Here is a 12,434-nt window from a genome sequence, read left to right on the forward strand (position 1 = left end):
GCAACCTACACGTTCATGGACGCGATTGATTCCTGGATTGAGCAGTGCAAAGACGGCCGTTATTTGCGCAATCGCAACGAATGGGCGCCGTTTCGCGAGCGCAAAGAAATCATCCACCGCAAAAAGAAAGCGCCGGTGGAAGTGACATTCTATGAAAACGAGCACGGCGTGCTCGACGGCAATCCCAAGCAGGAGGGTTACTATCTGGCGACGCGCTGGTCCGGATCGCAGACCGGCGCGCTTTCACTGAATCATGCGATAGAAATGTGGCACGCGGAGTCGGTGGCAGAAGGCATGGATCATCTTGGCAAATTCGAGAGCGCCTTCAACTGGGTTTTGGCTGATCGCCACGGCAACATCGGTTATCAAATGTCGGGCTTAATGCCGAAACGCCGGGTCGGCGTTTCCGGGCTTGTGCCCCTGCCCGGCTGGAAACCGGAAAATGATTGGGATGGTTTTATCGACTATCGCGATTTGCCGCGCTGCCTGAACCCCGAGCAGGGCTTTTTTGTCACGGCCAACAACGATCTAAATGGTTGGGGAAAAACCAAACCGATCAACATCTCGATGGGGCCATATCGCGCGGAACGCATCACCGAGTTGATTTCACAGCAAGCGAATCTTCGGCTGTACGACATGATGAACATTCATTTCGATGTGTATTCCTCGCAAGCCGAGGAGTTCATGCGCATTCTGGAGCCGCTACTGCCCAACACGGCGGCGGGCCGCATACTGGCCGCGTGGGATTGTTCGTATGCGAAGCATTCCGCGGCAGCTTATTTGTTCGAGCAGTTTTATCATCGCTTGTTGCAAACCGTTTTTGGCCGGCACGGTTTGGGAGAAGAGGTTACCGGCTTTCTCGCGCAAGAATCCGGCATCTTTGTTGACTTTTACGCGAATTTCGATCGCATCTTGCTGTCCGAAGATTCGGTCTGGTTTGCGCATGAAAAACGCGATGACATCTTTCGCCGCGTCGCCGAAGAGGCCCTGGCAGTCGCGCCGAAACCCTGGGGCAACATGCAAAAATTGACGCTGCGCCATTTGCTGTTAGGCGGCAAACTGCCCAAGCTGGCCGGTTTTGATCGCGGTCCGATAACTTTGGCCGGCGGCCGCGCCACGCCGCATCAAGGCCAGATTTATCGCAGCGCGGGACGGGTCACGAGCTTTGCGCCTTCTTTTCGTATGATCACGGATTTTGCGAAAGATGAACTGCACACCAACCTGGCCGGCGGCCCTTCGGATCGGCGCTTCTCGAAATGGTATTGTTCGGATTTGAAGAACTGGCTGGAAGGCAAATATAAGACCTTGAAGCCGTAATCACGCGCCCGTTTTCTTGAATTTTGGTCAATATGAATCAGATGAAATAAAATTCAATGTCAGAAATTTTATTGGAATGAGGAGTTGCGAAATTGACTATTGTTGTGCTTATCGGTTCGCTGCTGCTGATACTTTATGTGACGGCCCTAATGTACTGGCAGCGCAAATTTCCCGAGCTGCGTTGGGATTGGGATGAGATAGATGTAAACGATATAAAATTTCCTTCTAATTTTTTGTGGGGCGTGGCCACGGCAGCGCATCAAGTGGAAGGCAATTGCGATAACAACAATTGGAGCGCCTGGGAAAATGCTGTTGACGCCTCCGGCCAGCCGCGCATCAAGCACGGGCAGAAAGCGGGTCTGGCGTGTGATCACTGGAATCGCTATCGCGAAGACATCAAGCTGATGCAAGCGTTGGGTGTGAAGGCTTATCGCTTTTCCGTGGAATGGAGCAAGATCGAGCCGAATGAAGGCGAGGTGAATGCGGCGGCGATGCGGCATTATCGCGAGGTTTGTGAAGATTTGCTGGCCGCCGGCATCCAGCCGATGATCACGCTGCATCATTTTACCCAACCGCTTTGGTTTGATCGTCTCGGCGCATTCGAGCAGGAGAGAAATATTCCATGGTTCGCGCGTTTCTGTGAAAACGTTTTTCAGGAACTGCATGATCTCGTGCCGACCTGGTGCACGATCAATGAACCGGAAGTTTATGCGGCGCAGGGCTATTTCACCGGCCTATTCCCGCCGGGCAAGAAAGACGCGAACGCCGCCGGCCTTGTGCTCAAGAATTTGCTGGAAGCGCATGTGCAAGCGTATCATGCGCTCAAGCGTTTGCCGGGCGGCGCGCAAGCGCACATCGGGTTCGCCAAAAATATTTTTCAATTCGATCCTTATCGTTATTGGCATCCCGCCGATTGGATTTTGAGCCGCCGTCTCAACCTTTTGTTCAACGACTCGATTTTTGGTTTTTTCAACGAAGGACATTTCGAGTTCCATGTGCCCGGCTTCGTGGATCTGCGGCACCACAACGCTGCCGCCGTGAATGCGCTGGATTTCATCGGCTTGAATTATTATTCCCATTTTCATGTGAAGCTGAAGTGGGATCGCCAGGCGCCTTTCACGTTTGCATATCCGCCGAATCAGATCATGACGGACATGCCGTTTGCCGTGTATCCCGAAGGCTTTTATCGCGCGGTGAAAGAAATCTCCCGGCTCAACGCTCCGATTTATGTGACGGAGAACGGTATTGCCGATGCCAAAGACGATCGCAGCGAGTTGTTTATTCGGCGCTATCTTTATGCGCTTTCGCAAGCCCTCAAAGCCGGCTACGAGGTGCGCGGCTATTTTTACTGGTCGCTGCTGGATAATTTCGAGTGGGCGGAGGGCTTTGACATGAAATTTGGTTTGTATGAAGTGGATTTTGCGACGCAGAAAAGACAATTGCGTGAGGGCGCGCGTTGTTTTGTGGAAATAGTCAAAGGTGACGCTGCTTCTTGAGGGGGAATGATAAGATCAATGGAAAGGGATAGTCTTGACGAAAATCATTCACGCTGAACGCGCCGGCAAATTCGGAAGATTGCGGCTCGGCTGTTGCGCCGTAATTTTTGATGACACGCGCGAGAAGGTGTTGTTGGTGCAACGCCGCGATAACGAATTATGGTGCTTGCCCGGCGGCGCCATGGAAGCGGGTGAAAGCGTTATGGAAGCCTGTATCCGCGAGGTTTTCGAAGAGACCGGTTTGCGTGTGCGTGTTGGAAAACTGATCAGCGTGTTCAGCAATCCTCACCGGCGCGTTGAATATCTTGACGGCGAACGCGTGCAGGTTGTCGCGCTCACCTTTGAGGCCGAACGGCTTGACGGCGAGCTGCAACTCAGCGAGGAAACGAAGGGGTTTGGATATTTTTTGTTGGAAGAAATTCGCGCCCTGCCGTTGTTGGATAGCCATCTGGAGCGGATAGAGGACGCGTTCGCGCACCGGGCAGAAGCGTTTGTGCGCTAACTCCTCAATTGGGTAAGTTCAGGTTTAAGCCGCCTCAGGAAAATCCTCCATCAACTCCACTTGCATGCCATCCGGCGCTTCGAAAAATGCGACTTTGCGCGTGGGAGCGGCCATGAGGTTTTCAACAACGAAGGTCGCGCCGCGACGCTTGCACTCAGCTACCGCCTTTTCCAAGTTGGGCACAAGAAAAGCGAGATGATAAATTCCAAGGCGCCGGCGATTTTCCTCAGCATGAGTCTCGGCATCTCCCGGCGCCGGAGAAAGGCAAAACAGGATGTTTCCCACGCGCAGCGTCACGATCACGCGGCCGTTGTAATCCGACCGCTTGACGATTTCAGCATCGAGCATGCGTTGATAGAACGCCACCGCTGCCTCCAAATCGGCGCAGCGGTGGTGGGCATGATCAAAAAGCAGTTCGAGTTTCATTCCTGCGCCATCGTGGTTAGCACGGCCTCGCCGTTTTTCTCGGTCGGCAACGGCAAAGGCAGTTCAGCGCCATTGGCTCGTTCGATATCCACGAGATATTGGAATTGTTTGCGAAATTCTTCGAGTGAAATGCCGGCGGTGGCGGCATATTTCGCCAGCTCATGGGGATCTTCAAAATCCTCCGCCGACAGCCGGATCATGTAGCGCCGGGCGATGTGATAATACTCTGCCGACATATCGACCATGCGAATGCGCGCCCGGCCGGTTTTGGGATCGAGAATGTCTTGAAACGGAATCGGCACGAAACGGCCGTTTTGAATCGAGACCATTGCGGCATTGCCCCCTTCGAGGATGTAGCGCGCGGCGCAATAGCCGAGATCGCGCGTGTATTCCATGTCGAACGGAATCGGGTCGGCGCAGCGCAGCTCATAGCCGATGTTTTTGGCCACGATCGTGCTTTTGATGTTGAATTGTTTCAAACGCGCCTGCACTTCGTATTTCAGAATCTCGCCGAAGTTGACCTCGGCCAGGCGAATGTTGTCGTGCGCATCGCGTTCGATATTGAGGAGTGCCTGCAGATCTTGCGGATCCAAAATTTCCACCAACCCTTCGGCGAGAATGACGACGCCGTCGGGCCGGCCGTAGCTCAAGCGTTTGATGATCGATCCCACCAGAATATCAACCAGCACCGACAATCTCAGCTTTTGCTCGCGAAATTCTTCGGGAATGAGAGTCAGCGTCGCGCCGGCCGATTTACCAATGCCCATGGCGAGATGCCCGGCCTTTCTTCCCATCGTGACCACGAAATACCAGCGCGAGGTTGTGCGGCCGTCGACCATGAGGTTTTTCACAATGTCGCAGCCCAGATGCCGCGCCGTTTGAAAGCCGAAGGTGTTGATGCCGAGCGGCAGATCAAGATCGTTGTCAATCGTCTTGGGAACGTGCACGACGTGAATGCGATCATCCGCCAGTTGTGCGAGTTTCATCGCGGAAAATGCGGTGTCGTCGCCGCCGATGGTGATGAGGCGATCGACATTCATGCGCAGCAGGGAGGTGACGGTGTTCTCCAGGTGCTTGGGATTCTTGGTCGGATTCGCGCGCGAGATGCCGATGTACGAGCCGCCGCGAAAGTGGATGCGGCTGACCCGCTCGATGGTCAACTCTTTGATTTTATCAATCTGGCCATCCATAATCCATTTGAAGCCGTCCATGATGCCAATGACTTCCGCGCCGCTGATGGCGCTGCGAATTGTCGCAGCGCCGATAACGCTGTTGATGCCGGGCGCCGGGCCGCCGCCAACGAGAATCGCTAATTTTTTGTGGGGTGTACTCATACTGAAAACTCCGCTAATCTGATCTATGGTGTATAAATGAGTTTCGAAACAAACGCGCTCTCACAGCATTGCAGTACCAAAAAGACTTTATGGGGGAGTTGAAATCTGCGGGCAACTGCTTTTCTCATCTCTTTGAGGCAAAGCTGCACTGATTTTTGAACAACGCAATGAAATATAATGAGAATTTCATGAGATGCAATCAAAAATCACCTTGCATCGTCGGTCAAAAAAAAGTATTTTGATCGCAAAAATTGCCGCCTGCTTGCGTCCCTCGCCGGCAATCGAACCATCATCTCAAGCTTGAAAGAACACGGGAGAAAGATGCGCATGAACTCTGACAATGTCAAACGCGGGTTGTTCTGGTGCGGGCTGGCGCTTCTGCCGCAACTGTTACTGGCCGGCGCGTCGCAGCCTCCGGTCAAGGCCAAACACGGGATGGTCGTTTCATCCGAACGTCACGCTTCCGAAGTGGGTGTGCAGATTTTACGAAGCGGCGGCAATGCTGTGGATGCCGCAATTGCCACCGGTTTTGCGCTGGCGGTGACGCATCCCTCGGCGGGCAATATTGGCGGCGGCGGGTTCATGATTGTCTACACGGCCAAAGGCGAGATTACGGCATTTAATTTTCGTGAGAAAGCGCCGGCCGCAGCTCATGCCAAAATGTACCTCGATAAAAACGGTGTTTATTCCGATCCGATCAACCACGACGGCTATCTTTCCATTGGTGTGCCCGGCACGGTTGCAGGATTTTTCCTGGCGCATCAAAAACTCGGCAGCAAACCCATGCGGGAATTGCTTGCCCCGGCGATTAAACTAGCCGAGCAGGGCTTTCCGGTGAGTTGGGGGTTGCACGAGGATTTTAGCGATCTGGCTGAAGAATTCAGCAAGTATCCCGCCAGCGCGCAGGCGTTTCTAAAAAACGGCAAAGAGGTTTATCAGCCCGGCGAGATCTGGAAACAACCGGATTTGGCCCGGACGCTGCGCCGCATTCAAGCAAATGGGCGCGATGGTTTTTATAAAGGTGAAACGGCGCGCCTGCTGGCCGCCGCGATGCGCAAACACGGCGGCCTCATCACTGAAGATGATTTGGTGAATTACGAAGCGCAAGAACGCCAGCTGATTCACGGCACGTATCGCGGATACGATATCTACTCGATGTCTCCGCCCAGCTCGGGCGGAACAGCCGTAGTCGAGATGTTGAACATTCTCGAAGGCTTTGATTTGCGCGCCGCCGGTTTTGCTTCAGCACAGCATCTGCATTTGCTCGCCGAAGTGATGCGCCGCGCGTTTGCCGATCGCGCGCGCTATCTCGGCGACCCGGATTTCAATCCCGACATGCCCATCAACAAGCTCACCTCGAAGGACTATGCGGCGCAATTGCGCAAAAGCATCAGCTTGAATCAAGCCTCGCCCAGCGATCCAGCAACGTTCAACGATGCTTATGAATCAACCGAGACTACGCATTACTCGGTGGTCGATGCCGCTGGCAATGCCGTGGTGGTGACCTACACGTTGGAGTATGGTTACGGCTCGCGCATCGTGGCAGAGGGCACGGGCTTTTTGTTGAATAACGAAATGGGTGATTTCAATCCGCAACCCGGCCGCACAGACAGTACCGGTTTGATTGGAACGCCGCCGAATATTGTTGCACCCGGCAAACGCATGCTGTCATCGATGACGCCGACGATTGTTGCGAAAGACGGCAAGCCGTTTTTGTTGATCGGCTCGCCCGGCGGCCGCACGATTATCAACACAGTTTTGCAGGTGATTGTGAATGTGATTGATTTCGACATGGACATCAGCGAGGCCGTTGCCGCGCCGCGCATTCATCATCAATGGCTGCCGGACCGGCTGCGCATCGAGGAGTTCGGCATTTCGAAAGACACGGAGCGGCTGTTGCAGATGTTCGGGCATCGCGTGTCCATTTCACGATCCTCTCGCAGTCAGGGCAGCGCGATGGGCATCATCATTGATCCCAAAACCGGCTTGCGTTTGGGCGCTGCTGATCCGCGCGCGAGCGACGGGGCGGCGGTAGGATATTGAAGCCGGTATTTTTTAGGAATTCGTTTAAATAACTTTGTTAGATCTCAAACCGCGAATGAACGCGAATAAGCACGAATTAGGCATTAGCGTATATTCGCGCGTATTCGCGGTTTCAAGGAAATGAATAAGTTATTTAAACGGTGTACCTCAATCTCAATTATCAAGGAATGATTTTATGTGGGATAGGTTTGTTGAGTGGTTGCGGACTCGTGAATTCGATCCAGGTTTTAATCTCTCCCTGTTCTTGCTGATTATATTGTTGGGCATATGGATCGGCAGTTTGAGCAAGAATATGAATGTCTGGCCGGGCCTGAAAAAGTTTTTCGGTGAATTGATGGGAGGGCTGCTGTTCGGTTTGTTTTTCGGTATGATTTTTTTGAGCGATCTGTATCCCGGGATCGTTTTTCTGGCTGGTCTCACGTTGGCGGTTATGAGTTTTTTCAATGTTGAAGCGCAATTCAAGCTGCAACGACTGTTGGGAATAACAGTGGCGATTGCGCTGGCCTTTTATATGTACTATGCACAGTGGGGCACGCTGAGCTATCTTTTTGAGAATATGCTCATGGATTTTCAATAATGGAAACGCGCATCAACCACACCACGGTAAAATTAGTGGACGCCGATCTCACCGAGATGAACGTCGATGCCATAGTCAATGCCGCGAATGCCGGGTTGCAGCTTGGCGGCGGCGTAGCCGGCGCGATTCGCCGCAAAGGCGGCCCGGCGATTCAACAGGAATGCGATAAAATAGGCGGCACGCCTGTGGGCACGGCCGTGATCACCACCGGCGGAAATTTGAAGGCGAGACACGTCATTCATGCCGTCGGCCCGATGATGGGAGAGGGCGACGAAGATCGCAAGCTGCTCGGCGCAACGTTAAACTCACTCAGAGTCGCAGATGAAAATCATCTCAAGAGCGTTGCCTTTCCCGCGGTTTCCACCGGCATTTTCGGTTTTCCTCTCGAACGCTGCGCGGAGATTATGTTGAACACCACGATCGTTTATTTGGCGGGTGAGACGGCGTTAGAGGAGGTTGTCTTTTGCTTGTGGGGGAAAGAGGCGTATGCGATTTTTGAAAAAACTTTGAAGCAAAACATCAACAGTTAAGCAGCATTTTTATGAGAGTAAGTCGGATCAAATTGGCGAATTGGAAAAACTTTCGGGCGGCAGAAGTGGATTTGCCGGAACGAGTTTTTTTGGTGGGCCCGAATGCGTCGGGAAAATCAAATTTCTTGGACGCGTTTCGCTTTTTACGCGATATCGTTGTTGCCGGCGGCTTCAAGAAAGCTTGTGACGACATTCGCGGTGGCGTGTCTAAAATTCGGTGTTTGGCCGCGCGCAAATACCCGGAGATTGAAATAGCGATCGAACTGGCGGAAGGCGCCAGGAAGCTTTGGCGCTATGAAATCGCCTTTACTCAGGACAATAACCGCAATCCTCGCCTGACCAGAGAAATCGTCCATCGAGGCGAAAAGATGATCCTCAATCGCCCTGACGACAAAGATACTAGTGACCCGTTGCGCCTTTCTCAGACAGCTTTGGAGCAAATCAGCGAAAACAAACCATTTCGGGAGATTGCGCAATTTTTTGAAAGTATTGCATATCTGCATTTGGTGCCGCAAATCATTCGTAACCCCGGGAGCTCAGCAGATAATGGCGGCACTCTCGATGCTTATGGGCGCCATTTTTTGGAGCGTGTCGCCAGGACTCCCGAGAGGACACGAGATGCTCGCTTGCGAAGAATCTGCGATGCGCTCGTCATTGCGGTTCCTCAATTAAAAACATTGTGGCTTGAGAAAGATGCGCGCGGCGTGCCTCATCTGATAGGCGCTTACTCGCACTGGAGGCCCAACGCCGGAAAGCAAAATGAGCAGCAGTTTTCCGATGGAACATTGCGGCTGCTCGGGCTTCTCTGGTCGCTGCAAGAGGGCGACGGCCCTTTGCTGCTGGAAGAGCCGGAGCTGTCTTTGCATAGCGGAGTCGTGCGCCGGCTGACCGGACTTATATATCGAATGCAAAAAGTGCGTAAACGGCAAGTATTGATCAGCACACATAGTGTCGAGCTATTGTCGGATGCCGGCATTGGCGGGGAGGAGGTTGTCATGCTTATCCCGGACGTTGAAGGTGCCAAAGCTCAACCTGCAGCAAGCGTCGATGAGATTCGCGCTTTGCTGGATACGGGAATGACTGTGGCAGAGGCTGTGTTGCCGCATATCGAACCTGAAAAAGTTGCAAATCTGGAATTGTTTCAACTATGAGCCAGATTCCGGTCCGTTTGGCGGTCGAGGGCTACTTGGATGAACAGGTATTGCGGCAACTCGTAAAACAATCGGGCAAGCCTTTCACTGCGGGCGTATGCTACGGTAAACGCGGCAAGGATCATCTGTGTGACAATGTGAAGAGATTCAATTTCGCCGCCCGCCATGTTCCCTTTATTATTTTGACAGATTTGGACAATGAGGAATGTTCGCCAGGCTTGATAAAGCGGTTGTTGCCGGAAAGCCGGAGCCAAAACCTGTTGTTGCGCGTGGCTGTTCACGAGGTGGAAGCCTGGCTATTGGCAGACCGGCAGAGAATGGCTGAATTTTTGGGAGTACCTGCCGCGAAAATTCCGAGTCAGCCTGATGACTGTAAAGATCCGAAAACGGTATTGGTCGGTTTAGCCAGAATGTCGCGACGGCGTGATATTCGTGATGACCTTGTTCCTGCTCATCTCTCCACCAGCAAGGTTGGCAAAAACTATACTGGCCGCTTGACACAGTTTGTTACAACCAAATGGCGCGTCAATGGTCTTGCTAGGAAAAATTCTCCAAGTCTCGATAAAGCCTTGCAGGCTCTGGAGCAGTTCTCGCCCACGATCGTGAAATGAAAGTTATTCAAAGCAGGTTACCCGAGCTTATTCTCGTCTCAACCTCGCCGTATCGCCGGCAGCTCATGTCGCAAATGGGGCTGACGTTTCGCGCTGTTGCGCCGCGCTTTGCCGAAAATCATATTCACGATGGCGACCCCGGCAAATTGGCGCTCGAACTCGCGCGGGGCAAGGCCATGAGTGTCGCGGATGATTTCCCCAACGCCATTCTCATCGGCTCAGATCAAGTCGTGTGGTTTGATGGGCGTGTGCTGGGCAAGCCCGGCACGGCCGAACGCGCGTTGCAGGAATTGCAACGCCTGCGCGGCTGCACGCATGAATTCTACATGGGACTTTTTCTCTATCACACGGCTTTGCAGGTTTCACAAGAATTCATCGTCAAAGGCTCGGCGCAATTGCGCGCTGATCTCAGCGAGGAGGAATTGCGCGCTTATATCACGCGCGACAATCCCATTGACTGCGCCGGCTCCGCGAAAACCGAAGGCCCGGGCCTGATGCTGTTCGAGCGCCTTGATTGTGAAGATTGGACGGCTATTATCGGTCTGCCGATGATTAAGCTGACTTCAGCATTGCGGAAGTGGGGATATCCAGTATTCGGCTTATAAATTTTCCTCCACACCCAACCCCGGCCCCTCCGGCAAAATCAATCGCCCCTGCTCGACTTTCACTCCGCGATACGGATCATTCTTGATCAACAAATTTCCATCCAAATCCGCCCAATCCACTAGCGGTGAAAGATGCGCGGCGGCGGTGATGCCGAGCGAGCTTTCAATCATGCAACCCAGCATGATTTTCAAACTCAGAGCGCGGGCCACATGAATCATCCGCAGCGCTTCCTGCAATCCTCCGGATTTCATGATTTTGATGTTGATGCCGTGATAAGCCCGCGCCAGCGCCGGAAGATCCTTCGTCGTTTTGACATCCTCATCGGCAATCAACGGCAGGGGAGAGCGTTCACGCAACCAGGCCACCTCGTCAAGACGGTGCGCGGGCAGCGGCTGCTCGACGAATTCGACATTCATTTTCGCCAGCCATTGAATTTTTTCCAATGCCTCTTGCCGATCCTTCCAGCCTTCATTGGCATCGACGCGCACGACGCGACCGGTTGCAGCACGCACCGCGGCCATGATGGCCTCATCATTGTCGCTGCCGAGTTTGATTTTGAGAATGGGAAACTCTGCCGCAGCGCGAATTTTTTCTTGCATGATTTCCGGTTTGTCGATGCCGATGGAGTAGCTCGTAACCGGTGTTTTGCTTTTGTTCAATCCCCAATATTCATAAAGCGATACTTTAAGCCGTTTCGTGATCAAATCCAGCAACGCAATATCAAGCGCTGCTTTAGCCGCATTTTGCCCCTCTTGCCACTCCAAAATTGACTGACCTAAGCTATAAAATTTTTTGTAGCTTATGCTTTCAAGTAAAGGCTGAGAATCTACGAGGAATTTTTGAATGCTTTCCAGGCTTTCGCCATAGCGAACATTGTGCGCGGCTTCGCCAATTCCGGTGATACCCTCGGCCTGCAATTCCACAAAGTTGTATTCTTTAAAATCCGTGGACCCGCGTGCAATCGTCCAGGTGTGTTTAAGCTCAAGGCGGTGGGTCTTCAATGTCATGCGCATAAGAATAGCCTCTCAGAATGTTTCGCCGTACAGCCAGCTAGCAGGCTGGCCAGCCAACCAATTGCAGAAAGCCCGCGTCTTTGTTTTTTGTGCCGGCTCTTGCTTTTGTGCAACGGTTTGCTTATGGTCTTCTCCTCAAAATGCCATTGCGCGAGTATCAGGAATGCCTCATACACCCACTCTTGAAAGACTCAACCAGATCGAAGTTTTTGCTTTGGACTTGGACGGTACCCTTTATTTGGGCGGGGAAATATTCCCGTTCACTCTGGCGTTTTTAGCCAAGCTGCGCGAGCTGGGCAAGCGTTATGTTTTTATCACCAATAATTCCGCCTACAATCAACAGGATTATCTCAACAAGTTAAGCCGGCTGAAGATTGCAGCAACGCTGGAAGATATTTATACCTCCGGTCGCGCAACGATCACGTATTTGCTGCAGCACGGCGGGCCGCAGCCGATTTTTTTGTTGGGCACAGACAGCTTGCATGAACAATTCCGGCAAGCGGGCTTCTAAACGGTCGCGCAAAAGCCGGAATATGTGGTGCTGGGTTTCGATCTGACCTTCACCTGGCAAAAATTCGATGCGGCCTGCCGCTTCATTCGACGCGGCGCAACGTTTATTGCCACTCATCCTGATAAAAACTGCCCGGCGCCCGGCCAGGATTTGCTGCCCGATTGTGGCGCGCTCACGGCAGCGTTCGAAGCAGCCACCGGTGTCACACCGCTGGTCATCGGCAAACCGGAGCCGTTTATCTATCGCGACATTATGCAGCGTTTCTCAATTCAACCCCATCAACTTGCCATGGTGGGAGACCGGCTGGAAACCGATAT

At 52.9% G+C, this 12,434-nt stretch carries 14 protein-coding genes; 11 read left to right on the forward strand and 3 right to left on the reverse strand.

From position 1 onward, the window contains the following. The 3 genes from FBQ85_17395 to FBQ85_17405 form a co-directional block, all read left to right on the forward strand. Nucleotides 1-1,317 (forward strand): penicillin acylase family protein (locus FBQ85_17395; GenBank protein ID MDL1876922.1); only part of this gene is annotated, 1,317 nt, incomplete at its 5' end. 92 nt (nucleotides 1,318-1,409) lie between these two features. Beyond that, nucleotides 1,410-2,813 (forward strand): glycoside hydrolase family 1 protein, encoded by a 1,404-nt coding sequence (locus tag FBQ85_17400; GenBank protein MDL1876923.1) that lies wholly within the window; start codon nucleotides 1,410-1,412, stop codon nucleotides 2,811-2,813. 34 nt (nucleotides 2,814-2,847) lie between these two features. Continuing rightward, nucleotides 2,848-3,315, forward strand: coding sequence for an NUDIX domain-containing protein (locus tag FBQ85_17405; protein ID MDL1876924.1), 468 nt, complete (start codon nucleotides 2,848-2,850; stop codon nucleotides 3,313-3,315). A gap of 24 nt (nucleotides 3,316-3,339) precedes the next feature. Here FBQ85_17405 and FBQ85_17410 read toward each other — a convergent pair whose 3' ends face one another. Together FBQ85_17410 and FBQ85_17415 are read right to left on the reverse strand one after the other, a co-directional pair. Continuing rightward, nucleotides 3,340-3,741 (reverse strand): hypothetical protein, encoded by a 402-nt coding sequence (locus FBQ85_17410; protein MDL1876925.1) that lies wholly within the window; start codon nucleotides 3,739-3,741, stop codon nucleotides 3,340-3,342. After that, nucleotides 3,738-5,075, reverse strand: coding sequence for a 6-phosphofructokinase (locus FBQ85_17415; GenBank protein ID MDL1876926.1), 1,338 nt, complete (start codon nucleotides 5,073-5,075; stop codon nucleotides 3,738-3,740). The genes FBQ85_17410 and FBQ85_17415 overlap by 4 nt, the downstream gene beginning before the upstream one ends. A gap of 327 nt (nucleotides 5,076-5,402) precedes the next feature. On the opposite strand from FBQ85_17415, the gene ggt reads away from it, so the two are divergent. From ggt to maf, 6 genes are all read left to right on the forward strand, one after another. Beyond that, the gene (gene ggt / locus FBQ85_17420; GenBank protein ID MDL1876927.1) at nucleotides 5,403-7,118 is read left to right on the forward strand and encodes a gamma-glutamyltransferase; all 1,716 of its coding nucleotides are present in this window, start codon (nucleotides 5,403-5,405) and stop codon (nucleotides 7,116-7,118) included. 175 nt (nucleotides 7,119-7,293) lie between these two features. Continuing rightward, a complete protein-coding gene (locus tag FBQ85_17425) occupies nucleotides 7,294-7,695 on the forward strand; it encodes a hypothetical protein (protein MDL1876928.1) in 402 nt (133 codons plus the stop codon). Beyond that, nucleotides 7,695-8,225 carry a macro domain-containing protein gene (locus FBQ85_17430; GenBank protein ID MDL1876929.1) on the forward strand — a complete coding sequence of 177 codons (531 nt, stop codon included), beginning with the start codon at nucleotides 7,695-7,697 and terminating at the stop codon, nucleotides 8,223-8,225. The genes FBQ85_17425 and FBQ85_17430 overlap by 1 nt, the downstream gene beginning before the upstream one ends. A gap of 11 nt (nucleotides 8,226-8,236) precedes the next feature. Next, nucleotides 8,237-9,376, forward strand: coding sequence for a chromosome segregation protein SMC (locus FBQ85_17435; GenBank protein MDL1876930.1), 1,140 nt, complete (start codon nucleotides 8,237-8,239; stop codon nucleotides 9,374-9,376). Continuing rightward, complete coding sequence (locus FBQ85_17440; protein MDL1876931.1) at nucleotides 9,373-9,987, forward strand: hypothetical protein; 615 nt, start codon at nucleotides 9,373-9,375, stop codon at nucleotides 9,985-9,987. The genes FBQ85_17435 and FBQ85_17440 overlap by 4 nt, the downstream gene beginning before the upstream one ends. After that, a complete protein-coding gene (maf, locus tag FBQ85_17445) occupies nucleotides 9,984-10,592 on the forward strand; it encodes a septum formation protein Maf (protein MDL1876932.1) in 609 nt (202 codons plus the stop codon). The genes FBQ85_17440 and maf overlap by 4 nt, the downstream gene beginning before the upstream one ends. On the opposite strand, the gene FBQ85_17450 is transcribed toward maf, so the two are convergent. Beyond that, on the reverse strand, nucleotides 10,587-11,600 hold the full coding sequence (locus FBQ85_17450; GenBank protein ID MDL1876933.1) for a dipeptide epimerase: 1,014 nt from the start codon (nucleotides 11,598-11,600) through the stop codon (nucleotides 10,587-10,589). The two genes, maf and FBQ85_17450, sit on opposite strands and share 6 nt — an antisense overlap. Here FBQ85_17450 and FBQ85_17455 point away from each other — a divergent pair. Beyond that, on the forward strand, nucleotides 11,599-12,117 hold the full coding sequence (locus tag FBQ85_17455) for a hypothetical protein (GenBank protein ID MDL1876934.1): 519 nt from the start codon (nucleotides 11,599-11,601) through the stop codon (nucleotides 12,115-12,117). The genes FBQ85_17450 and FBQ85_17455 overlap by 2 nt on opposite strands. A 24-nt stretch (nucleotides 12,118-12,141) precedes the next feature. After that, on the forward strand, nucleotides 12,142-12,434 hold a 293-nt coding region (locus tag FBQ85_17460; protein ID MDL1876935.1), incomplete at its 3' end, for an HAD family hydrolase.

It is taken from the genome of Cytophagia bacterium CHB2 (genome assembly GCA_030263535.1).
Classification (GTDB): domain Bacteria; phylum Zhuqueibacterota; class Zhuqueibacteria; order Zhuqueibacterales; family Zhuqueibacteraceae; genus Coneutiohabitans.